The sequence below is a fragment of the Aeromonas sp. EERV15 genome (genome assembly GCF_900079845.1).
Lineage (GTDB): Bacteria > Pseudomonadota > Gammaproteobacteria > Enterobacterales > Aeromonadaceae > Aeromonas > Aeromonas sobria.
Genome location: NZ_FKKY02000012.1, coordinates 59,496 through 81,747 on the forward strand (window position 1 = coordinate 59,496; position 22,252 = coordinate 81,747).

Here is a 22,252-nt window from a genome sequence, read left to right on the forward strand (position 1 = left end):
GCGCTGTGGGGCAGGTACATCTTATGAGTTCCTTTGCCTACAAGGGTCGTGACAGTCAGGGCAATGCCACCAGTGGCGTCGTTGAGGCGGCCAACGAGATGGCCGCTGCCGAACAGTTGATGCGCCGTGGGGTGATGCCGACCGAGCTTAAACCGGGCAAGGCCAAATCCGCCGCCATCGACTGGTCACTGCTGCTGGAAGGGGGCGTCAAGCTGGACGAGCTGGTGATCTTCAGCCGCCAGATGTATGCCCTGACCCGAGCCGGGATCCCGATCCTGCGTGCCATCGCCGGATTGGAGGAGAGCTCCCACAGCAAGCCGCTCAAGCGGGCACTCCATTCACTGGGGGAGGATTTGGGTAACGGTCGGCCACTGTCGAGCTCGATGCAGGCTCATCCCAAGGTATTTAATAGCCTGTTTGTCGCCATCATCCATGTGGGTGAGAACACCGGTCAGCTGGAAGAGGCCTTCTTGCAGCTTGCCACCTATTTCGAGCTGGAGCTGGAGACCCGCAAGCGGATCAAAACTGCCATGCGTTACCCCAGTTTCGTGATGATCGCCATCGGCATCGCCATGGTGATCCTCAATATCATGGTGATCCCGGTGTTTGCCGGTATGTTCGCCAAATTCGGGGTGGAGTTACCGCTGGCGACCCGCATCCTGCTCGCCACCTCCCACTTTTTCGTCAACTACTGGTGGCTGCTGCTCGCCATGCTGGCGGGCATGGTGTTTGGCTGGCGTCGCTGGGTTGCCACCACCAAGGGCAAGCTGACCTGGCACAGATGGCAACTCAAATTGCCGATTGTCGGCACCATCATAGAGCGCTCCCTGCTGGCCCGGTTTGCCCGCAGTTTTTCCATGATGCTTAAAGCCGGTGTCCCGCTGAATACCGCCTTGACCCTGGTGGCCGATGCGGTAGATAACGCCTTTATGGCGGGCCGGGTGCGGGATATGCGCGCCGGTATCGAACGGGGCGAGAGCCTGCTGCGCACCGCCGGTAGCAGCGGCTTGTTTACCCCGCTGGTGATGCAGATGATTTCGGTAGGGGAAGAGACAGGTCAGGTCGATGACCTGTTGCACGAGGCGGCCGAGTATTACGAGCGGGAGGTGGATTATGACCTCAAGAGCCTTACCGCCCGCATCGAGCCGATCCTGATCGGGATCGTAGCAGTGATGGTGTTGATCCTGGCGCTCGGCATCTTTACGCCAATGTGGGACATGATGCGCGCGGTTCGCGGCAAGTAATCTTGCTGGAGCTGGATATCTTCACGTCCCAGTGGTGGAACATGATGAGAGCCGTAAGAGGCAAGTAACTCGGCATCTTCACACCTGAGTGGTGGGACATGATGAGGGCCGTAATAGGCAAGTAACTCGATATCTTCATGTCCCGGTGGTGGGGCATGATGCGCGCCCTCAGAGGAAAGTGACACCCAAAGCGTGGGTGCGGGAAGCAAAGGACGAAATGAGCAGACAGACGCAGCAAGATGATCGCTGGCTGGCGGGATATCGGCAGGTTGCCGCTGTGATCCTGCTGCTGGTGATTGTCGCAACCCTGGTGCGCAGCTATCAGAGCAACCGGGAGGAGGCGCAGCAGCTCACCCTCACCCTGCTGGGAGAGCAGTTTGCCGAACGGGCACAGCGTTTGCACGGACGTTGGCTTGATGAGCGGCGTCCACCAGTGCTGCATGTGGTGGGAAAGGGGTGGCAGTTTGACGCCCGCGGTTGGCCCTTGGGGCTAGTGCCACTGCAATCCCCTTCGGAAAATTGCCGCCAGTTGTGGTTGGCACTGGTGGGGGAGACGGACAGCGGCATGCCTCCGCTGCAGTTTCTGGCCAGCTCTGATGGCAGCGGTTGCGAGATAGGTTGGGACAACTATTGGCTTTTTTATCAATTTGCTGACGGGCGAGTGATAAAAAAGCCTTGAATGAAGCTAATCATATGGTCCAAGTACATGATTTTTTTAGGCCAGCATGGAATAATGCCGGCCCTTACCAAGGGAGCATGTCAATGAAACCAATGGCACCATCAATGCCACAGAACGGGATGATGAGAGACGCATCAGGCTTCTCCCTGATTGAGCTGGTGATCGTTATCGTGATCCTGGGGATCCTGGCGGTAACCGCGTTGCCCCGTTTTCTCGATGTGACAGATGAAGCGAAAAAGGCCAGTGTGGAAGGGGTTTCCGGCGGTTTTGCTACCGGTGTCTCGCTGGTGCGGGCCCAGTGGGAAGCTGAGGGGCGAGCCAAGCAGGACAGCCTCAATACCGTGCTCTATGATGGCAGCCGTTTCTATCTGACCACGCCGACCGACAGCCAGATCAGCAATGGCGAACTGTCCCCCGGTTATCCGATGGATAGCGCCGCCAGCGGCACACCGGATGTGGACCCGACCAATCTGACCGCAGATCGTTGTCTCAATATTTGGGAGGGGTTACTGCAAAACCCGCCCAAGGCTACGGCCAGCTTCAATGAAGTGCGCGGTAGCGGGAATGACCTGAAATACTATGCCACAGTGAGCAGTAATGGCCTGAGTTCGGTCTGCCGCTACTATCTGGTCAATAGTCTGAGTAAGGGCAGTGATGGCAAGTATCAGGATCCGCAAGGCAAAACTGATGCATTTATGAGTTTCAGTTACCGTCCGGCCTCCGGTCAGGTGACCACTAATATTAATTAACAGAGGAAAGTGAAATGAAAAAACAGGCGGGTTTTACCCTGATCGAACTGGTTATCGTGATTATCATTCTGGGTATTCTGGCAGTTACCGCTGCACCCAAGTTCCTGAATCTGCAGGATGATGCGCGTTACTCTGCAGCTCAAGGTGTACAGGCTGCAATGCAGAGTTCTGCCAATCTGGTATACAGCAAGGCCGCGTTGGAAGGTATTGAAGCGGCTTCTAAAGCTGAAGGTACAGATCTGACCGGGCTTACTGGTGTGAAAGTTCTCTACGGCTACCCAACTGCCAAAACAATCTCTGCAGCTGTTACTTTGGAAGGGTGGAGTGCTTCAGGCGCTCCTGGCACCTTTGTTCCAGACAATGGTGCGGGTAACAACTGCTCCGTTGTGTATACCGAAGCGGATGCAACAACCAAAATTTTTAGCACCAAGATAGTTGGTTGTGCGAAGCCTTGATTGTGACAAGCGAGGCTTCGGCCTCGCTTTCTCTTTCCCCTGATGAGAAAACCCATGCCTGCAACCAAGGGCTTTACCCTGATTGAACTGGTACTGGTGATCCTGTTAATCGGGATTCTGGCCGCCTTTGCCGTGCCCAAATGGCTGGGCAAAGGCGGCTTTGAAACTCAAACCGTGCGTGACGAGCTGCTGACCCGGCTGCGGTTGGTACAGACCGTCAATATGCACGAACCGGCCAATCGTTGTACCTCACTGCTTGTTGAAGCGGGCCAATTTGGCCACAGCACAGAGTCCCCCTGTGACAATCCTGCGGCCATATCGAGTTGGAATCCCAATCAGCTCACCCGTGGTCGTCCAGTGACTCTTTCTGCCGGGATCACCCTCTCCTTGAACAATGGCAATACTCCTTTTGTTATCCGCTTTGATCAGATGGGGCGGCCGCTGGGCCCCTGTGCGACGGGTTGTACCCTGCAAGTAACCGATGGCCGTGAGACTAGCCGCATCAAGATTGAATCCGAGGGGTTTATCCATGAGATCCCTTAAGCGCGGTTTTACCCTGATTGAGTTGATCGTCGGCATAGTGCTGCTGGCGGTAGCCTTGACCGGAATTTTGGGGTTGTTGATCAATCAGGCGCCGCAGGCGGTGGATCCGGTGCAGCAGGTGCGTGCTGCTCAGCTGGCCCAGCGGCTGGCTGGCGAGATCTTGCAAAAGTCGTTTGATGAAAACTCCGATCATAACGGTGGCCGTTATCGCTGTGGCGAGACCTTCAATGGCCAGTTTTACGGGGACTGCAGTTGCCCTGTGGGTGTGACCTGTACCCAGAATCCTCCTGCTCCGGCGATTGCAGGTTGGCAGCCCACCCAGTATGGCCCGGATGCTGGTGAGCGGGAGCCCTACACCTTTAACGATGTGGATGATTATCAGACCAGCGCTATTTGTGCCAAGGGCTGGGCGGAGGTTAGCTGTTTGAACGGTGACTGGATTGATGCGGCATTCTTTACTCAAGCCGATTCCAAGGTCGCAAGCGATGAGTATCGCAACTATCAGGTGAGGATCTCCGTCACGCCAGATAACCTGTTTGGAAGCTCGGGCCTTAAGGCGGAGTCTATCGGCAAGCGGATCCTGTTGCAGGTAAAGCTGCCGGATGGGAGCGTGCTCGACTTCTCCTTTTACCGGGGGAACTACTGATGGATCGCTCCGCTGTCGGGGGTTGCCTGCCTGCCCGAATGTCTGCTCCTGCAGCTACTTCCGACGTCCGATTACGCCTACCGGCTAATCGAACTTGCGGCAAACCTCGGGGTAACAGCGGTTTTACCTTAGTTGAGCTGGTGATGGTGATCCTGCTGCTCGGCATCATGGCGACCTTTACCAGCCAGTTTATCGGTATCGGCACCCAGATTTATGGTGATGCCAGCAGCCGTGAGCAGCTGATGAGCGACGCCCGCTTCGCCATGGAGCGGCTTAACCGTGAACTTCGTGATGCGGTGCCGGGCTCGGAGCGAATTGAAGATCAGGGTGGCAACTGGCTGGACCAAGGCCCCTGTCTGCGGTTCTGGCCGATCAGCAACTCCGGGCGCTATCTTGCCCTCAATCGCCCGTCTGGCTCCTCGTCCACACTTGAGCTGGTGATGGTAGCGCCGCCGGTAGCGGTCAAGAAGACGGACGATTGGCTGGTGGTGTTTCCCCAACCCGTTTCCAGTGGTACGCAGTCGATACGGGACCGCTGTGATTATGGCCGCTGCGTGGCGCAGGTTGAGACGGTGGGGGCGGTGATTTCTGGCGCCCAAACAATAGGGTATAGCGGTGCGCAGCTGGATGGGCAGTCGCCCGGTATGCGGGTCTATTTTGCTCGCGAGCAGGTGCGTTATTGCGTGCAAAACGGTGCCTTATATCGCGCCAGTGCTGCGATCACTACTGTAGGCGGCAGCATGCCATTAGGTACCTTGATGGCAGAATCACTGCGGCTTGGCAATGTCTTCTATCGGGAAACCTCTGCCTCGACTTTTAATGCAGCAGGGGGATTTGGCATGCGCTTTGTCTTTGAGCGCAAGGGCGAGTCGGTCACCTTCAACCACAAGATAGAGGTGCTGAATGTCCCTTGATCCGCACTTTTTCGGCCGGATGCGCGGCAGTGCCCTGATGATCGCCCTGTTTGTGATTGTGGTGATGGCGCTACTGGCTGCTGCCATGGGCCGTTTTTTGGTCGATAGCGGCGAGAAAAATACCGTGGAGGTACGCAGCGTGCGTGCCCTGCTGGCTGCCCAAAGCGGGCTTGAAGTAGCGTTGTACCAGCTTTTTCCCAACCGACCGACTCAGACTGCCCCTCTGGATCGCTGTGACTGGGTGCGCTCACCGCCCTCGTTTGCTGGAGTTGCCGGTTTGGCGCAGTGTCAGGTGGTCGTTCAGTGTTCTCAGATACCCGTGACCTACAATGGTGGCCAAGCCAATGGCTATCGTCTCGAGAGTGTCGGAACCTGTGGTAGCTCTGACCTCAACAGTGCCAACCCCGATTTTGCTGTAAGCAGAACCTTGATGGCAGAAGCTTATGATGGAGCTAACCCATGATTCGTTACATGATCAATTTCTGTATTCTAATTGGCCTCTTATTTAGCTCGCTGTTATGGGCTGATGTTTTTTTGCCAGGTAAATTTTACATTGGTAATAATAATGGTGATGCGTTACTCCCTACTGTAATGGTGCGGCAGAGCGGGGGGGTATTTATCCCTGTTGCACCCATTAATTTTTCACTATCAGAAGCATTAACTATTAGTGAGGTGCAACTGGATGGAGCTGCAGGATTAGATGCTGGGGTTAATGTTGTTATATGGAATGAAAACGCTGATGTGTTGTTTGACAAGAAGGCAACCAATTTAACACCAGACCTCATATCCAGTCCAATATCGCTTCCAGCTGGCGAATATAAAATGGCGGTTTGGGGGGGGGGCTTCAGAAATGGTATATATCAGGGGCGTTATCAATTAAATTGTTCTGACTGGGATGATTTTCAGTTTAATGGTATAAGGCTCGTGTCTGCAGGAATAAGTGATGCTTTTCATTTTATCGAGCGAACTCATCTTGGTGATAACTCGGATGGAAGTCGTTGGTATCCACCTTCTCCAAGTGGAACGTACGTTAAGCACTTATTTACACTCAATCAAAAATCAAAATTAAAAAATCTCAGTTTATTTAATTTAAGGGACTGGGGTGTGCCGAATGGCAGTCGGATGTTTATAAGGACGCAAGGGTCTGTCGATACACCGCTGGTCTTCTATTTTTCTGGAAATGGTGAGGTCAACTGGCCAATTGAGTACGAGTTAGCTGCGGGTACCTATGAGTTATGGTTAGAGACATTAGGGAGAGGAGATCTCGATGATATTTCTTGGGATGACATCATCTTACGGTATGAACCGAGTCCTCAGCAAAATGACTTTTCTGCGATTTGCAAGCAAGCATTCCCTTATCCAGCACAAGGGCGAGCAGCAGATCATAATATCAATTTTGGTGGTGGTAACCCTGATGAATTATTTGGTATTGTGCTGGGTACAACGCAGGGTAGGCTGGGCTATAAAAATGATGGCCAGATAAAGGGTAGTTATCGTAAAGCGTGTGATGGGGGTGTGTGCCTGCCTACCGCAAACACGAATAGCTTGTCGTTGCCTGTTTCTCGTTTCCCATTGCCATCTGGCCCAGATATAGCCGTTCAGTATGGTCAAGATAAGCAACTGACGACATCAGATGGTATGCGGTTCGGCACAATAACGACAAACTACTACGCGTCAATAGATATAAAACAGGCTGGGATCACTATAAAGAAACTTGATTTGGGTAGTGGTCGTGGCGGTAAGCCTTATACGGTACGTTTGGCAGCAGGGGACTACTGGATTGAAACCTTGGCCATGAATGATGATACATTAATTGAGCTGTCAGGACCTGTCAGATTATTTGTGAAAAACTTAAAGATGGTGGGTGGTAGTTTTATTAATAGTAAAGGAGTAAATCAGCGGGGGGATATCGGGAAACTACTACTTGTTACATACGACTCGTTGAGTATGGGCGACAAAGCCACCATCAGTGGCTTGGTTTATCAGCAGGAGGGGGGGGGCAAGGATGCTTTTATTATGGGGTCCTCTTCCTATATCCATGGCCGTGTAAGCTCACCTAGTATAGCGGTTGGCAAACATTCAGTTATCGACTCTTCTGGATACTCATGTGGTGGCAGCGAGAAGCAAGTTGATCATTATGAACTGCACTATGGTGCCCAGACGCTGACCTGTGAAGTGGCTAATGTGCAGCTCAAGGCGTGTGCCAATGACGAATGTTCAACCTTGTTTGATCTCGGCGCTAACGTGACGCTGTCACCCACGCAGGGGTGGAGTAGTAATCCGGTCGTGATGGGTTCTTCAGGTAGTGCCGCGTTGAATTTGCAACGTTATCAGGCTGGCGCTATCCCGCTTTCTATTGTTACAGCAACGCCCTCTGCTCCGCTGCGTTGTTTTAAAGATGGCGTGCTTGACGCCAATTGCACAATTTCATTTGTCGATGCCGCATTGCGTTTCAATGTGCCCACCTTCTATGCCGGTGCCTCGGGTGTCACCTCGATTCGCGCTATCAAATCAAACGATGCGGGGGCGACCAAGGTATGTGTGCCATTACTGACCGGTAATCAGACCCTCCAATTTGCATCGACCAAGGTCGTCTCTGAGGCCACTAGTGCCGTGCCGACGGTCAATAGCACAGCTATCGCGCCATCAGGAGACGTTAAAGTGGAGTTTAATAGTGATGGTGTTGGCCAACTGACCGTGGAATACCCGGATGCGGGGGTGTTGCGGCTGGATGCGACTTTCCAGAAAAGCGATGCTACAGGCACGCTCAGGCTTACCGGCAGCGATACGTTTGCAGTGTTGCCCAGCTCTATTTTATTGCGAAGTAAGGATCAACCTGCTTGTAGCGGTACAAATGATACAAGCTATATGGCCAACTGTGGCGTGTATAGCAAGGCTGGTGCAGAGTTCACGCTGCAGGCCCAGGCGCTTAATCAACTGGGGGACCTTACCCCCGGTTTTGGCGCGACAAATTTGGCCGTGCAATGGGCGAGGTTGGCCCCACAAACAGGCGTGAATGGCACTGTGTCACCGGCCTTGTTATCTATCTCTAAAGGCGTGAGTAGCACGATAGCAAAGTGGGATGAAGTGGGGGTGCTCAAGGTGGGTATTACTGATTTTGTGCCCTATCCAGGTTATCAGGACGAGACGCCCCAGTTGAAGGTGCCATTGCGCTGGAGCGCCCCCATCGGCCGTTTCGTGCCTTGGGATTACAGTTTGAGTGGTGGTTTTATTACGCCAGCCTGCAATGCTTTCACCTACATGAGTCAGACTTTTGCCAGCGGTTTTGTCATCACTGCGCGCAATCTGCAGCAAGGAACGACACAGAACTATCAGGGGGCGTTCGCTAAAGGGGTTGCTGAGATGGTTGCGGCCAATGCTCTGGATGGGGTTGCGCGTGACAAGCGTATTACACTATCTCCCTCGCTCAGCTGGGCAAGTGGTATTGCGAGCGTTAATCAGCAGTCACCTTTGGGGCTGAATACCCGCTTTGATCGTGCTGCTAGTCCAGAGGCACCTTTCACTTCGTTGAGTTTTGGTATCAAAGTCGATGATAAGGATGGCAGTAACACGCGCTTAGCGACGCCGAATATGAATGCGGCTGTAACAGGAGCCTGTTCCGGAGCGGGTTGTGATGCGGTGCGGCTGGGAACGCAAAAGCTGTTGTACGGCCGCTTGCTGGCGGGCAAAGATCGTGGTGTTGATAGTGCCAACTTGCCTTTGAAGCTATTGATTCAGCGTTTCGAACAAGGTGGTTGGGTGATCAATGATGAGGACAACTGTAGCCAGCTATCGCTGGCGAATAGTGGTTTTGATCCCCTGCCTGCGGTAGAGCCTAAAGATCCTGATCGCAAGATTGGCTTTAATAGTGTGACATCTTCTTATGAGGTTACAGGCAAGGTACCCCCGTTATTAATCAAACCATATAGCAGTACTTTGACGTTAAGTGGTCAAACGGTACCGGCCAGTTCTGCCAGGGCAAAGCAAGGTGAGATCGTTTTTCACTTTGGTGCGCCGAATGTTGCAGTACGGATTCCCTACAAGATCGATTTGGCAAAGCAGCCATCTTCGCCGACGTGGTTATCTGACCCCATTAGCTTGCAAGGGGAGGCCATTTTCGGTTCCAGCCGTGGTAATGACAGAATTATTTATCGACGTGAAGTGATGCAGTAACGAAGGTGGGGGGATGGATCTTCAGGATCTTACCCCCTATCTCCTTGTTTATTAGCGTTTGTAAGCCCGCGGCAGTGAGTGATGACTCGCACTTTTGTCGCGACTGATTGACTGGCGACAGTTTGAGCGCTTGCCCATTGGGGTGGGCATTGGTAAAGTTAGCCGGTTTTCTGCACCTCCAAATTCTTAGGATTTCCCGTAGCCATGTTTAAAAAGCTCAGAGGCGTTTTTTCCAACGATCTGTCGATCGATTTGGGAACTGCCAACACCCTGATCTATGTAAAAGATCAAGGGATCGTCCTTAACGAACCCTCAGTTGTCGCCATTCGCACAGAGCGCGGGAACGCCAAATCGGTCGCTGCTGTCGGTCATGCCGCCAAGCAGATGCTGGGCCGTACCCCAGGCAACATCTCTGCCATCCGCCCGATGAAAGATGGCGTGATCGCTGATTTCTACGTGACCGAGAAGATGCTGCAGCACTTCATCAAGCAGGTTCACGACAATAACTATTTCCGCCCCAGCCCCCGTGTGCTGGTGTGTGTGCCGTGTGGTTCCACTCAGGTCGAGCGTCGCGCCATCAAGGAGTCCGCTCTGGGCGCCGGTGCCCGCGAGGTCTACCTGATCGATGAGCCTATGGCTGCAGCTATCGGTGCCGGCCTGCCGGTCTCCGAAGCGACCGGTTCCATGGTGGTTGATATCGGTGGTGGTACCACTGAAGTGGCCATCATCTCCCTGAACGGTGTGGTTTACTCCCAGTCCGTCCGTATCGGTGGCGACAAGTTTGATGAAGCTATCATCAGCTACGTCCGTCGCAACTACGGCAGCCTGATCGGTGAAGCCACTGCCGAGCGCATCAAGCACGAGATCGGTTCCGCCTATCCGGGTGAAGAGGTGCGCGAGATTGAAGTGCGTGGCCGTAACCTGGCGGAAGGTGTACCGCGCAGCTTTACCCTCAACTCCAACGAGATCCTGGAAGCGCTGCAAGAGCCGCTGTCCGGTATCGTCGCTGCTGTCATGGTGGCGCTGGAGCAGTCCCCGCCGGAACTGGCGTCCGACATCTCCGAGCGCGGCATGGTGTTGACCGGTGGTGGCGCACTGCTGAAAGACATCGACCGTCTGCTGATGGAAGAGACCGGCATTCCTGTTGTCGTTGCTGAAGATCCCCTCACCTGTGTGGCCCGAGGTGGCGGCAAGGCGCTGGAGCTGATTGATATGCACGGTGGCGACCTGTTCCACTACGAATAAGACCCAAAGCCGGCCAGCGTGCCGGCTCTTTTTTGACGACCCATGAAACCCATTTTTGGTAGAGGCCCTTCGCTTCAGTTACGGTTGTTTCTCGCCGTCATCATCTCCATCGCTGCCATCGTCGCGGATTCCCGCTTCGGTGTGTTTACCCACGTCCGCGTCTACCTCAGTTCGTTAGTCAGTCCCCTGCAATACATGGCCAATGCGCCCGGTACCCTGCTCGACACCATGTCGACCCAGGTGCAGACCCGTGCCGATCTCATCGAACAGACCAAGCTGCAGGAACAACAGCTGTTCACCCTGCGTTCCCGTTTGCTCAAGATGGATCATCTGGAGCACGAGAATCAGCGGCTGCGCGAGCTGCTCGGTTCGCCGGTGCATAAAGAGTCCCGCAAGATGGTGGCCGAGCTGCTGTCGGTGGATTCCGACCCTTTTAGTCATCAGGTGCTGATCAACAAAGGCGCGCTGAATGGCGTCTATAACGGTCAGGCGGTGATCACTGATCAGGGGGTGATTGGTCAGGTGCTCCATGTGGGCTCCACCACCAGTCGCGTGCTGCTGATCACCGACTCCAGCCACGGCATTCCGGTGCGGGTGCTGCGTAACGACTTGCGTGCCATCGCCTCCGGCAGTGGCGAGCTCGACACGCTGGAGCTGCGCAACCTGCCGCGCAACACCGATATTCAGGTGGGTGATCTGCTGGTCACCTCGGGTCTTGGCGGCCGTTTCCCGGAAGGGTATCCGGTGGCGACCGTGACTCGCTCCGAGTATGTGGAGGGCAAGCCCTTCGCCCAGGTCGAAGCCAAGCCGCTGGTGGAGCTGGATCGCTTGCGTTACTTGCTGCTGCTGTGGACCGACAAGAACCCTGAAGTGCATGATGAGGTTGGTGAAGCTGCCGCGCCGGCTGCGTCCGCCGCAGGAGCGACGCGCTGATGCTACAACCCGCCAGTGGCAGGATCTGGATCTGGATTTCGATCCTGCTGGCCTTGAGCCTGTCGATCCTGCCGCTTCCTTTCGAATTTGATCCCTTCCGTCCGGACTGGTTGGCCATGGTGCTGATCTACTGGGCGCTGGCTTTGCCCCATCGCACCAACGTCGGCACCGCCTGGGTCGCTGGCCTGCTGCTGGATGTGCTGCTTGGCAGTACCCTCGGTGTGCGGGCGATGGCGATGGCCATCACCACCTATCTGGCAGCCTTTCAGTTCCAGAAGATCCGCAACTTCTCCCTCTGGCAGCAGGCGCTGATCATCGGTTGTCTGTCGCTGGTGGGCAAGATGACGATATTCTGGGCCGAGCACCTGTTCAGCCAGGCCAGCCTGAATCTTGCCTATTTCTGGTCGACGTTGACGACGATGTTAATATGGCCCTGGGTGTTTCTGGTGCTGCGCAATCTGCGGCGCCGCTTCAACATTAGGTAAAAATGAACAAAAACAACGAACCACAACTCTATCTCGCCTCGGCTTCTCCCCGCCGCCGTGAGCTGCTGACCCAGCTTGGCTACCGCTTTGAGGTATTGAAACTGGATGTGCCCGAGCAGCGGGAAGAGGGTGAAAAGGCGCAGGATTATGTCTGCCGCCTCGCCCGTGACAAGGCCACCGCCGGTGTCGCCGCCGCACCGACGGCGTTACCTGTGCTCGGTGCCGACACTATTGTGGTGCTGGGGGATCGGGTGCTGGAAAAGCCCTCCGATCTGCTGGATGCCAAAGATATGCTGGAGGCACTCTCCGGCAAGGTCCATCAGGTGATGACGGCGGTAGCGCTGGCCAGCAAGGATCGTTGTGACGTTCGTCTGGTCAGCACCAATGTGGCGTTTCGCAAACTGGACGAGGCCGAGATCGAGGCCTACTGGCAGACCGGAGAGCCCTGTGACAAGGCCGGGGCTTATGGCATTCAGGGTATTGCCGGCAAGTTTGTCAGCCGTATCGAGGGGAGCTATAGCGCCGTGGTCGGCCTGCCCCTGCTGGAGACGGACCTGTTGATCAAGCATCATCTGGAACAGCTCAAATAATTTCCCGTCAGCTGTGCTCTGCTGCGTTTCCCTTGCGCGCGTTGTACCGGATTGGCTCTATAGAATTCAAAACTGGAACAGGCAAGGTTACTTATGTCAGTAGAACTGCTGGTTAACGTTACTCCCTCTGAAACCCGGGTTGCGCTGGTCGAAAACGGCCTGCTGCAGGAAGTGCATGTCGAGCGTCAGGCCAAGCGCGGCATTGTGGGCAATATCTACAAAGGCAAGATCAGTCGGGTGCTGCCCGGTATGCAGGCGGCATTCGTCGATATCGGCATGGACAAGGCCGCTTTTCTCCATGCCTCCGATATCGTGCCTCACACCGAATGTGTGGCAGTCAAAGAGAAAGAGCAGTTCCAGGTCGGCAACATCGCCGAGCTGGTGCGCCAGGGTCAGGACATCATGGTGCAGGTGGTGAAAGATCCGCTCGGTACCAAGGGGGCCCGTCTCACTACCGATATCACCCTGCCATCCCGCTATCTGGTCTTTATGCCGGGCAGTGCCCACGTCGGCGTCTCCCAGCGTATCGAATCCGAAGGGGAGCGTGAGCGACTCAAGCGTACCGTGGCTAGCTATGTAGATGATCTGGGTGGCTACATCATCCGTACCGCCGCCGAAGGGGTGGGTGAGCAGGAGCTGGAGCAGGATGCTGCCTTCCTCAAGCGACTGTGGCGCAAGATCCTCGAGCGCAAGCAGAAGTATCCCCCTTGCAAGATCCTCTACGAGGATCCCAGCTTGGCGTTTCGGGTGGTGCGCGACTTTGTCGGTGCCGAGCTTGACAAGATCCGGGTCGATTCACGCCAGAGCTTCGATCAGCTCAAGCGCTTCACCGAGGAGTACGTGCCGGAGCTGGCCAACAAGCTGGAGTATTACTCTGGCGAGTCGCCGATCTTCGATCTCTACGACGTGGAGAACGAGATCCAGCGGGCGCTGGAGCGCAAGGTGGAGTTGAAATCTGGCGGTTACATCATCATCGACCAGACCGAAGCCATGACCACGGTGGATATCAACACCGGCGCCTTTGTCGGCCATCGCAATCTGGAAGAGACCATCTTCAACACCAACGTCGAGGCAACGGCGGCCATTGCCCGTCACCTGCGCCTGCGCAACCTCGGCGGCATCATCATCATCGACTTCATCGACATGCAGTCGGAAGATCACCGCCGTCGGGTGCTGCACAGTCTGGAGCAGGCGCTGTCCAAAGATCGCGCCAAGACTAACGTCAACGGCTTCTCCCAGCTCGGTCTGGTAGAGATGACCCGCAAGCGCACCCGCGAGAGTCTGGAGCATGTGCTCTGCTCGGAGTGCCCGGAGTGCAAGGGGCGTGGTCGGGTCAAGACGGTGGAGTCGGTCTGCTTCGAGATCCTGCGCGAGCTGATCCGGGTCAACCGTGCGTATGATGCGGATCAGTTCACCGTCTATGCGGCGCCAGCCGTGGCCGATTATCTGCGTGGCGAAGAGTCTCACAGTCTGGCTGAGCTGGAGGTGTTCATCGGCAAGCAGGTGAGGGTGGTGAGCGAGCCCCTCTGCGGTCAGGAGCAGTTTGACGTGGTGATGATGTAATTGGTCTATCGCTGGCTGAGTCGGGGCTGGTTTGCCCTGGGGATCCTGTTCGTACTGTTGGCCATGATGGTCACTTTGGTGCGGGTCGGTGGTCCTTTGCTGAACCAATACCGGGAGAGTCTGATCCACACTCTGCTGGGGGATTCACAACTCAAGGTCAGCGTAGGTCAGGTGGGACTGGACTGGACACAGTCCGGCCCTGCCCTCGAACTGCAGCAACTTGCCATCGCCCCGGATTCGGGGCGTTTTACCGTACAGCTCGGCAAAGCCTGGGTGCATCTCGACTTCTGGCGCACCCTTAATCAGCTCAAGCCGGTGTTTGGCGAACTGATCCTCAGTGATGGGGATATTACCCTCGATTTCAGCCAGCCAGCCAATAGCCGCGAGCCCGAGGGCGACGCGCAGCAAGGTGCCTTGCTGCGCTTTCTGCTGACCCAGCTCACCACCTTTGATGTACATAACACCCGTCTTAGTGTCACCACCTCCGTTGGTGATTTGCGGGCCCTCGATATTGCCCAACTGCGCTGGCAGAACCGCGGCAAACGCCATCAGGGGGTCGGCAAGGCTTACCTTATCAACGGGGTGGGCGAAAGTACCATCGATCTGATCCTGGACGTCGAAGCTCCCAGCGCTCGCCTCGACCGTCTCAAGGGGCAGCTCTATCTGGGCGCCCGCCAGCTCGATATCAGCCCCATTCTTGCCAAAATTCATGCCGGTGAGCCGAAATTGGCGGGCCAGATCGACTTTCAGCTCTGGAGCGAGTTTGACCACGGCAAGCTGGGCAATACCCTGCTGGAATTTGGCAACAACTACCTGATTTGGAAGGATCTCAAGGATCAGGGGCTCCACCGCCTCGGGCTGGATGGCGGCAAGATCCAGTTGCGCCGTGATGGCCAGAACTGGCAGTTGGCCAGCCACAATGTGATCTTCAAACTGGATGACAAGCCCTGGCTGCACAGCCGGTTGCAGCTGGAGCGGGTCGGCGAGCGAGTGCAAGGCTATGTGCCGCAGATCGATCTCGATCAGATCGCCCAGCTGAGCCAGCTGGTCTCCGGGATTTACCCTGCCCAGAGTGAACTGCTCAAGCAGAGCAAGCCCAAGGGCAAGCTGACCGATTTGACCCTGCAGGCGGATGCCGGTTGGCAGGATCTCTCCCTCAGCGGCCAGATCGCCCATATGAGTCTGAACGCCTGGCACGATGTGCCCGGCTTTGGCGATCTCAACGGTGAGTTCTGGCTGACCCCCAAGGGGGGCCGCGTCAGTGTGGCACTGCTCAACGACAAGCTGGATCCGGCCCGCCACTTCAAGGAGCCGATCCCGGTCAACCGCTTCTCGGCCCGCCTCGACTGGTGGCGTGAGGAGCAAGGCTGGGTGCTCTATGGCCAGGATATCGCGCTGGATAACCCGGACCTGACTCTGGCAAGCCGCTTTCGGCTCGATCTGTTCGAACACCCCTTTCTGGCGCTGACCGGCCGCATCGATGTGAAGAACGCGGGCAACGCGGATCGCTACTACCCGTTACAAGTGATGGACAAGGGGCTGGTGGACTACCTGAGTGGCGCGCTCAAGGGTGGCAAGGCCAAGGGCGCTGACCTGCTTTGGTATGGGGAGTTCAGGGATTTCCCTTATGAGAAAGGCGAGGGCATCTTCCAGGTGGCGGTGCCCCTTGAGCAGGCCACCTACCAGTTCTTCCCCGGTTGGCAATCGCTGACTGACCTGCAGATCGATCTGCTGTTCCAGAACGCCAGTCTCGATATGCGCAGCCGCTCCGCCCAACTCGGCAAGGCGAGCTCTGACTCGGTGCACGCCTGGATCCCGAGTCTCTCTCCCGGTGGCCATCTCTACGTGGATGCCAAGGTGCAGGGTGAGGGCCAAGCCATCAGTGACTACCTGCAGGATTCCCCGCTGGGCAGTTCGGTGGGACAGGCGCTGCGGGAGATCGAGATCCGCGGCCCGATGGCCGGTTCGGTCAAGCTCGATATCCCTCTCGATGGCGAGAGCGAGGTGAAGGCGAGCGGCGATGCCATCTTCAGCAACAACAAGGTGCGGGTCGCCAGCCTGGATCTGCCGCTGGAGAAGGTGCAGGGCCGCCTCGAATATGACAACAAGCAGACCCGTTTCAGCAATCTCAAGGCGAGCCTGTGGAATCAGCCGCTGACCCTCGACTATCAGGGGCGTCAGCACCCGGATCGCTATCAGGTCGATCTCGATTTCAAGGGGCAGTGGGATAGTCGGCGCCAGCCAGCAGCCATCTCCTCATTCGGTATCCTCAACGGCCGTAGCAACTGGGGCGGCAAACTGGGGCTGACCCTGCCCGACAGCAAGCCGTTCAGCTTCCAGCTGGCGATGGACTCCAACCTGCAGGGGATGGGGCTGGATCTGCCGCTGCCGCTGGCCAAGGTTGCCAGCAGCCGTCTGCCGCTCAAGGTGATCGCCCGTGGCCGGGATGGCAACGCCGACATTCGCGCTGTGCTGGGGGCCGATGTGGATATGCAAACCCGGCTGGTCTACGGCGAAGGGGTGCCCTACCTCAGTCGGTTAAGGGTCGATGTGGGGCAGCCTGGCGCCCGGGTACTACGGGATGTACCCATGCTGCTTGCCATCAACCAGCAGGAGGCCGACGTGGGCGGCTGGCTGGCGCGACTCAAACAGTGGTTGCCAGCGCAGAACCAGACCGGCAATGCGGTGGTTGGCCCCTCCTTCCTGCCGCAGGAGTGGTGGGTGGATGGTCAGCTGGCCCGTGCCTATATCGGCAGTGCCACCCTCAAGGCGACCCGCTTCACCGTGGGGCCGACCAATCAGGCGACCGAGGTGATGATCGACAGCCCCGATGTGATGGGGGTGATCCGCCTGCCCGCAGTGGCCAATCGCCCGGTAGATGCCAAGTTTGCCCGCATCTACTGGTCCGGCAAGAGTTCGGATCTCAGCCCGGATCCTGATGCCAAGCAGGATAACGCCATCATGGCCTCCATTCCCTGGCTGACATTCAGTTGTGTCGATTGCCGCTTTGGCGAGCTGCCGCTCGGCGAAGTGAAAGGGGAGCTGGTGCCCGGCGCCAACAAGGTGACCCTCAAGGGGCTGGATGTGCGGCTGGCTGGCAGCCAACTCACCGGCAGCGTCGACTGGCTGGCCGATGGCAACCGGATGCAGACCCGCGCCCGTGGCAAGCTGACCAGCAACAACAGCGAGCTGCTGCTCAAGCGGCTCGGCTATACCTCGCCCATCGGCGATGCGCCAGGCTCTCTCGCTTTTGATCTCAACTGGCAGGATGTGCCCTATCGTCCGAGCCTGCCGACCCTGGGGGGGAGTGCCAACTATCAGCTGGAGGGCGGCACCCTGCGGGAGGTCAACGACAAGGGGGCGCGGCTGCTCTCCCTGCTCAGTCTCGACTCCCTGCTGCGCAAGCTGCGCCTCGATTTTCGCGATGTGTTCGACAAGGGCTTCTACTTCGAATCCATGTCCGCCTCTGCCACTATCAAGCAGGGGCAGGTCAGCAATGATGACTTCTACATGAAGGGAGCGGCAGGTAATCTGCGCGGCGAGGGGATCGCCGATCTGGTGCGCTGGCAGCTCGACTACGAGCTGAGCTTCTCCCCCAATCTGGGGGGCACCCTGCCGGTGGTGGCCGCCTTCTCCATCACCCCGGTCACCGGCCTCTACGTGCTGGCCCTCTCCAAACTGCTGGAGCCAGTGGTGGATGTGGTGACCCGTATCGACTTTCGTATCTCGGGCCCGCTCGACGCACCCAAGCTGATCGAAGCGGGGCGGGATCGCGCTCGCATCAAGCTCAACCAGCAGCAGAAACAGGCGGTCGATGCGGCGGCACCCACGCTGCCAGCGGCCACCCCTTTCCTGCTGAATCCACAACCGGGTAGCCCGCGCCAGCCCTGATGCTGGCGCCTGCCCATTACCTCGACCTGTTCACGCTCAAGGAGAGAGCCATGATCCGACATATTCTGCTGATCACCTTCAAGCCCGATGCACTCCCCGCTGATATTGCCGCCGTCAGGGCCGCCTTCCTCGCCATACCGGCCAAGGTCAGCGGCGTGACCGCCGTGGAGTGGGGGGAGAATGACAGCCCTGAGGGGAGGGATGACGGCTTTACCCACAGCGTGCTGATGACCTTCGCCGACGAAGCCGCCCGCCAGCGCTATCTGCCCCATCCGGATCACGATGCCCTCAAGGCCATCTTCCGTCCGGTGCTGGAGCGCATCATAGTGCTGGATTACACCCTGCAGGCGGGGGATGCTGTTACCGTCTGATGGCCCAAGCGACAAGGAGAGCGACATGTGGTTAGCCGCAATACAGCTGGTATCTGGCCGTCACTGGCAGGATAACCGGGAGCAGATCGCCGCCGAGCTGGCAGCCTTGCCAAAAGAGCGGCCAATGCTAGTGCTGCTGCCAGAGAACTTTGCCCTGTTTGGCGAGCGGCAGGGCTATCTGGATGGTGCCGAGGCGATTGGCCCCGATCAGAGCGGAGCCGCGCCCATTCAGCAGCAACTGGCCGAGTGGGCGCGAGATTACGGCATCTGGCTGGTGGCTGGGGCTATGCCGACTACCATCGCAGGCTCCGACCATATACACACCAGCTCGCTGGTGTTTGACCCAAGCGGTGAGCTCAAGGGCCACTACCACAAGATCCACCTGTTCGATGTGGATGTGGCGGACAATCACGGTCGCTATCGGGAGTCCGAAACTTTCAGTCCTGGTCAGGACTGCGTGCTGGTGGACTCCCCCTTTGGTCCCCTCGGCCTCTCGATCTGTTATGATTTGCGCTTTCCCGAGCTCTACCGCCAGCTGACCCTTGCCGGTGCCCGCGTACTGCTGGTGCCAGCCGCGTTTACTGCCGTGACCGGCGAGGCGCACTGGGAGCCGCTGCTGCGGGCCCGCGCCATCGAAAACCAGTGCTACGTAGTCGCAGCCAATCAGGGCGGCACTCACGAGACAGGGCGCCAGACCTGGGGCCACAGCATGGTGATCGATCCTTGGGGTCGGGTGCTGGCGAGCAAAGAGTGCGGACGCGGCACAGTGCTGGCGAAGATGGAGCCCGGGCTTATCGACGAATTGAAACGCACCATGCCGGTGTTGCAACACGCGAGGCTGCTGTGATGGTGTGGAGGATCTGGGGTGGATGTAATTCAGTGTGATAGTCAAGAGTGGCTCTCTTTGAGCCACTCTCAGCAGGAGGCCGTCATTGGCCTGCTGGATCGCGTCTGGCCACCGTTGCCTAGCGAGGTTGCCAGCGTAACTCCGCTGCATAACCCCGACCTTTCCCCGGTGTCGTTTCGCTTGCTAGATGGGGACGAACTTGTGGCGTATGGCGCTGTCCTGAGTCAGCGCGTGACGGTGGCTGGGCAGGTCTATTTGGCACAGGGATTAAGTTGCGTAGCTTGTGAGCCGCGGTTACAAGGGAAGGGATTTGGGCGGCGTATTGTGGCCGAGGCGACCGCATGGATGAACCACTCGGGAGCTGATATTGGCATTTTCACCTGTGATCCAGAATTGGTGCCATTTTATAGCCAGTATGGGTGGGTCGAGGCGCCGGGTGTGTTGCTCTGCGGTAGCCTGGATAGTACGGCCATCAACAGTGCGGATGCAGGCAAGCGGGTGTTGCTGCAACTATGGTCAACACGCGCTAAGGCCAATGAGTCTGATTTTGGGCAGGTCAAAATCGACCTTGGTCTGCCCATCGGCGAGTTTTGGTGATCCGGGTGACCTCGGATGAATTATGCGAGAGTGGAGAAGAAGATTGAGTCTATTGAGCCAGGTTAGTGCCTCCCTGTTGGCCCCGAACGATCTCGACGAAGGGCGCCTGCAGCAGCTGCTCGGCAGCCTGATGAGCCATCAGGTGGAGTTCGGCGATCTCTATTTCCAGCGCAGCTGGCACGAGTCCTGGATGCTGGAAGATGGCATCGTCAAGGATGGCAGCTACAACATCGATCAGGGGGTCGGGGTGCGCGCCGTCAGCGGCGAGAAGACTGGCTTCGCCTACTCGGACGAGCTGAGCCTGCTGGCGCTGCAACAGTCGGTGACTGCCGCCCGCGGCATCGCCGCTGCCGGTGCTCACGGCAAGGTGAAGGCGTGGGCTCGCACCGAAGCGAACCTGCTCTATCCGGCCATGGATCCGCTGCAGACCCTCGACAAGCATCAGAAGATCGCCCTGCTGGAGCAGATGGACAAGTTCGCCAGAAGTCTGGACCCTGCCATCAATCAGGTGATGGCCTCCATCAGCGGTGTTTATGAAGAGATCCTGGTGGCCGCCACCGATGGCACCCTGGCTGCCGATGTGCGTCCGTTGGTGCGCTTGTCGGTGACCGTGATCGCCGAGAAGGGGGATCGCCGCGAGCGTGGCAGTGCCGGTGGCGGTGGCCGCTTCGGCTACGACTGGTTCCTCGAACTGGACGGGCTGGAGAGCCGCGCCTTTGGCTATGTGCGCGAAGCGGTGCGGCAGGCACTGGTCAACATGGAGGCCATCGATGCGCCAGCCGGTACCATGCCGGTGGTGCTCGGTGCTGGCTGGCCCGGCGTGCTGCTGCACGAGGCGGTGGGCCACGGTCTGGAGGGGGACTTCAACCGCAAGGGATCTTCTGCGTTTGCTGGCCGCATTGGCGAGCAAGTGGCATCAAAGCACTGCACCATCGTCGATGATGGCACTCTGCCGGGTCGGCGCGGCTCAGTCAGCATAGATGACGAGGGGACGCCGGGCGGTTACAACGTGCTGATCGAAAACGGCATCCTCAAGGGCTACCTGCAGGACAAGCAGAACGCCCGCCTGATGGGCGTGCCGCTCACCGGCAACGGTCGCCGCGAATCCTACGCCGCCATGCCGATGCCGCGCATGACCAACACCTACATGCTGGCGGGTCAGTACGATCCGGCGGAGATCATCGCCTCGGTGAAGAAGGGCATTTATGCCCCCAACTTCGGTGGCGGTCAGGTGGACATCACCTCCGGCAAGTTTGTCTTCTCCGCCTCCGAGGCCTACCTCATCGAGGATGGCAAGATCACTGCCCCCATCAAGGGCGCGACCCTGATCGGCAATGGCCCCGAAGCGATGAGCCAGGTCTCCATGGTGGGCTGCGATCTTGCGCTGGATCGCGGTGTCGGCATCTGCGGCAAGGAGGGGCAGAGCGTACCGGTCGGTGTCGGCCAACCCACCCTCAAACTGGATCAGCTCACCGTGGGTGGCACTTCGTAGGTTCGGGTTAGCCGCGTAGCGGCGTAACCCGACGCAATCAAACCCCGGCCATGTGCCGGGGTTTTGCTATTTAGCGGATGGTAGACAACAAAAAGCCCCGGTCGGTGGAGCGGGGTTGGCGGGATATTCGGTATCAATTGACCGAGATGGCGCGGGCGTCGATGAAGTAACGGATCTTGCCTTGTTTATCGATCTGGATTTTGGCGATTAGCCGCTCTTGCTGCCTGTATTCCCACAGCTGCTCTACGTTGGCAAGGGCTGGATTGGTTATGCCGAGCACGTTCAGGTATTCGTGAAACAGGCTATGACTGCCGATTTCGGTCAGCATCTTGGTCATCGGGATACTCTTCTGAAGTAAGGGTGTTCGCTAGCCAAGATAGCTGTGTTGAGCTGAATGCGCGCTGTACAAAAAACAGGCAGGCGGATGGTCGCTTGTCATCAGCACAATGATGGGATCTGCCGTTGAGCGCGGTATCGCAGACAACAAAAAGCCCCGGTCAGTTGGCCGGGGCTGGCGGAGTAATCAGTATCAGTTGACGGAGATGGCGCGGGCGTCGATGAAGTAACGGGCGTTACCCAGTTTGTCGATCTGGATTTTGGCAACCAGCTGTTCTTGATCTTTATATTCCCAGTGCTGTTCGATCTTGGCGAGAGATGGGCTCGCAATCCCCACCACGTTCAGGTATTCGTGAAACAGGCTATGGCTTCCTATTTCGGTCAGCATCTTATCCATCTGCATACTCTCCTGAAATTGAGTGGGTATTCACCAACAAACCTATCAGCGTCCGTCTGAATATAGTCTGTATGAAAAACAAGCTAACTCATCTGTGTGTCA

The 22,252-nt window shown here is 57.3% G+C and carries 21 protein-coding genes; 19 read left to right on the forward strand and 2 right to left on the reverse strand.

The window, feature by feature from the left end; translation table 11 throughout:
* Positions 1-23 precede the first annotated feature (23 nt).
* The 19 genes from BN4575_RS12150 (at position 24) to tldD (ending at position 21,417) form a co-directional block, all read left to right on the forward strand.
* Positions 24-1,244 (forward strand): type II secretion system F family protein, encoded by a 1,221-nt coding sequence (locus BN4575_RS12150; RefSeq protein ID WP_068978346.1) that lies wholly within the window; start codon positions 24-26, stop codon positions 1,242-1,244.
* Positions 1,245-1,461: 217 nt separating this feature from the next.
* Positions 1,462-1,923 (forward strand): hypothetical protein, encoded by a 462-nt coding sequence (locus BN4575_RS12155; protein ID WP_068978347.1) that lies wholly within the window; start codon positions 1,462-1,464, stop codon positions 1,921-1,923.
* Positions 1,924-2,000: 77 nt separating this feature from the next.
* Positions 2,001-2,672 carry a prepilin-type N-terminal cleavage/methylation domain-containing protein gene (locus tag BN4575_RS12160; protein ID WP_042019662.1) on the forward strand — a complete coding sequence of 224 codons (672 nt, stop codon included), beginning with the start codon at positions 2,001-2,003 and terminating at the stop codon, positions 2,670-2,672.
* A 14-nt stretch (positions 2,673-2,686) separates the two neighbouring features.
* Positions 2,687-3,127, forward strand: a complete 441-nt coding sequence (locus tag BN4575_RS22585) for a prepilin-type N-terminal cleavage/methylation domain-containing protein (RefSeq protein ID WP_068978348.1) — start codon at positions 2,687-2,689, stop codon at positions 3,125-3,127.
* A 54-nt stretch (positions 3,128-3,181) separates the two neighbouring features.
* Positions 3,182-3,670, forward strand: coding sequence for a prepilin-type N-terminal cleavage/methylation domain-containing protein (locus BN4575_RS12170; RefSeq protein ID WP_068978349.1), 489 nt, complete (start codon positions 3,182-3,184; stop codon positions 3,668-3,670).
* Positions 3,657-4,316, forward strand: a complete 660-nt coding sequence (locus BN4575_RS12175) for a type IV pilus modification PilV family protein (protein ID WP_068978350.1) — start codon at positions 3,657-3,659, stop codon at positions 4,314-4,316. Before BN4575_RS12170 ends, BN4575_RS12175 begins: the two co-directional genes overlap by 14 nt.
* Entirely contained in the window at positions 4,316-5,230 is a 915-nt protein-coding gene (locus BN4575_RS12180) for a PilW family protein (protein ID WP_141689781.1), read from the forward strand. Before BN4575_RS12175 ends, BN4575_RS12180 begins: the two co-directional genes overlap by 1 nt.
* Before the next feature lie 37 nt (positions 5,231-5,267).
* Positions 5,268-5,693, forward strand: a complete 426-nt coding sequence (locus BN4575_RS12185; protein WP_083221036.1) for an MSHA biogenesis protein MshP — start codon at positions 5,268-5,270, stop codon at positions 5,691-5,693.
* Complete coding sequence (locus tag BN4575_RS12195) at positions 5,690-9,403, forward strand: DUF6701 domain-containing protein (protein WP_141689782.1); 3,714 nt, start codon at positions 5,690-5,692, stop codon at positions 9,401-9,403. The genes BN4575_RS12185 and BN4575_RS12195 overlap by 4 nt, the downstream gene beginning before the upstream one ends.
* A 204-nt stretch (positions 9,404-9,607) precedes the next feature.
* Positions 9,608-10,648 (forward strand): rod shape-determining protein, encoded by a 1,041-nt coding sequence (locus BN4575_RS12200; protein ID WP_042019651.1) that lies wholly within the window; start codon positions 9,608-9,610, stop codon positions 10,646-10,648.
* Positions 10,649-10,690: 42 nt separating this feature from the next.
* Positions 10,691-11,581 (forward strand): rod shape-determining protein MreC, encoded by an 891-nt coding sequence (gene mreC, locus BN4575_RS12205; protein ID WP_042019650.1) that lies wholly within the window; start codon positions 10,691-10,693, stop codon positions 11,579-11,581.
* On the forward strand, positions 11,581-12,066 hold the full coding sequence (mreD, locus tag BN4575_RS12210) for a rod shape-determining protein MreD (RefSeq protein ID WP_068978355.1): 486 nt from the start codon (positions 11,581-11,583) through the stop codon (positions 12,064-12,066). Before mreC ends, mreD begins: the two co-directional genes overlap by 1 nt.
* A 2-nt stretch (positions 12,067-12,068) precedes the next feature.
* On the forward strand, positions 12,069-12,656 hold the full coding sequence (locus BN4575_RS12215; RefSeq protein WP_042019646.1) for a Maf family protein: 588 nt from the start codon (positions 12,069-12,071) through the stop codon (positions 12,654-12,656).
* A gap of 93 nt (positions 12,657-12,749) precedes the next feature.
* Positions 12,750-14,219 carry a ribonuclease G gene (gene rng / locus BN4575_RS12220; protein WP_068978356.1) on the forward strand — a complete coding sequence of 490 codons (1,470 nt, stop codon included), beginning with the start codon at positions 12,750-12,752 and terminating at the stop codon, positions 14,217-14,219.
* Positions 14,220-18,110 (forward strand): YhdP family protein, encoded by a 3,891-nt coding sequence (locus tag BN4575_RS12225; RefSeq protein ID WP_068978357.1) that lies wholly within the window; start codon positions 14,220-14,222, stop codon positions 18,108-18,110. It abuts the gene before it with no gap.
* Positions 18,111-18,160: 50 nt separating this feature from the next.
* Positions 18,161-18,481 (forward strand): Dabb family protein, encoded by a 321-nt coding sequence (locus tag BN4575_RS12230; protein WP_068978358.1) that lies wholly within the window; start codon positions 18,161-18,163, stop codon positions 18,479-18,481.
* A gap of 25 nt (positions 18,482-18,506) precedes the next feature.
* Entirely contained in the window at positions 18,507-19,328 is an 822-nt protein-coding gene (locus BN4575_RS12235; RefSeq protein WP_068978359.1) for a carbon-nitrogen hydrolase family protein, read from the forward strand.
* Positions 19,329-19,346: 18 nt separating this feature from the next.
* A complete protein-coding gene (locus tag BN4575_RS12240; RefSeq protein WP_068978360.1) occupies positions 19,347-19,925 on the forward strand; it encodes a GNAT family N-acetyltransferase in 579 nt (192 codons plus the stop codon).
* Positions 19,926-19,968: 43 nt separating this feature from the next.
* Positions 19,969-21,417 carry a metalloprotease TldD gene (gene tldD / locus BN4575_RS12245; RefSeq protein ID WP_068978361.1) on the forward strand — a complete coding sequence of 483 codons (1,449 nt, stop codon included), beginning with the start codon at positions 19,969-19,971 and terminating at the stop codon, positions 21,415-21,417.
* A 133-nt stretch (positions 21,418-21,550) separates the two neighbouring features.
* Here the strand turns inward: tldD and BN4575_RS12250 are convergent, their stop codons facing one another.
* Positions 21,551-21,754: a hypothetical protein gene (locus BN4575_RS12250; protein WP_068978362.1), complete on the reverse strand. Its 204-nt coding sequence runs from the start codon at positions 21,752-21,754 to the stop codon at positions 21,551-21,553.
* Positions 21,755-21,946: 192 nt separating this feature from the next.
* A complete protein-coding gene (locus BN4575_RS12255) occupies positions 21,947-22,150 on the reverse strand; it encodes a hypothetical protein (protein ID WP_068978411.1) in 204 nt (67 codons plus the stop codon).
* Positions 22,151-22,252: the final 102 nt, after the last annotated feature.

Coding starts and splice junctions, on each gene's coding strand:
- mreD (WP_068978355.1), top strand. CDS start 11,581: ATGCTACAACCCGCCAGTGGCAGGATCTGGATCTGGATTTCGATCCTG.
- BN4575_RS12230 (WP_068978358.1), top strand. CDS start 18,161: ATGATCCGACATATTCTGCTGATCACCTTCAAGCCCGATGCACTCCCC.
- BN4575_RS12200 (WP_042019651.1), top strand. CDS start 9,608: ATGTTTAAAAAGCTCAGAGGCGTTTTTTCCAACGATCTGTCGATCGAT.
- BN4575_RS12255 (WP_068978411.1), bottom strand. CDS start 22,150: ATGGATAAGATGCTGACCGAAATAGGAAGCCATAGCCTGTTTCACGAA.
- BN4575_RS12180 (WP_141689781.1), top strand. CDS start 4,316: ATGGATCGCTCCGCTGTCGGGGGTTGCCTGCCTGCCCGAATGTCTGCT.
- BN4575_RS12235 (WP_068978359.1), top strand. CDS start 18,507: ATGTGGTTAGCCGCAATACAGCTGGTATCTGGCCGTCACTGGCAGGAT.
- BN4575_RS12215 (WP_042019646.1), top strand. CDS start 12,069: ATGAACAAAAACAACGAACCACAACTCTATCTCGCCTCGGCTTCTCCC.
- BN4575_RS12155 (WP_068978347.1), top strand. CDS start 1,462: ATGAGCAGACAGACGCAGCAAGATGATCGCTGGCTGGCGGGATATCGG.
- BN4575_RS12175 (WP_068978350.1), top strand. CDS start 3,657: ATGAGATCCCTTAAGCGCGGTTTTACCCTGATTGAGTTGATCGTCGGC.
- BN4575_RS22585 (WP_068978348.1), top strand. CDS start 2,687: ATGAAAAAACAGGCGGGTTTTACCCTGATCGAACTGGTTATCGTGATT.
- BN4575_RS12195 (WP_141689782.1), top strand. CDS start 5,690: ATGATTCGTTACATGATCAATTTCTGTATTCTAATTGGCCTCTTATTT.
- BN4575_RS12185 (WP_083221036.1), top strand. CDS start 5,268: ATGATCGCCCTGTTTGTGATTGTGGTGATGGCGCTACTGGCTGCTGCC.
- mreC (WP_042019650.1), top strand. CDS start 10,691: ATGAAACCCATTTTTGGTAGAGGCCCTTCGCTTCAGTTACGGTTGTTT.
- rng (WP_068978356.1), top strand. CDS start 12,750: ATGTCAGTAGAACTGCTGGTTAACGTTACTCCCTCTGAAACCCGGGTT.
- BN4575_RS12150 (WP_068978346.1), top strand. CDS start 24: ATGAGTTCCTTTGCCTACAAGGGTCGTGACAGTCAGGGCAATGCCACC.
- BN4575_RS12170 (WP_068978349.1), top strand. CDS start 3,182: ATGCCTGCAACCAAGGGCTTTACCCTGATTGAACTGGTACTGGTGATC.
- BN4575_RS12160 (WP_042019662.1), top strand. CDS start 2,001: ATGTCAATGAAACCAATGGCACCATCAATGCCACAGAACGGGATGATG.
- BN4575_RS12250 (WP_068978362.1), bottom strand. CDS start 21,754: ATGACCAAGATGCTGACCGAAATCGGCAGTCATAGCCTGTTTCACGAA.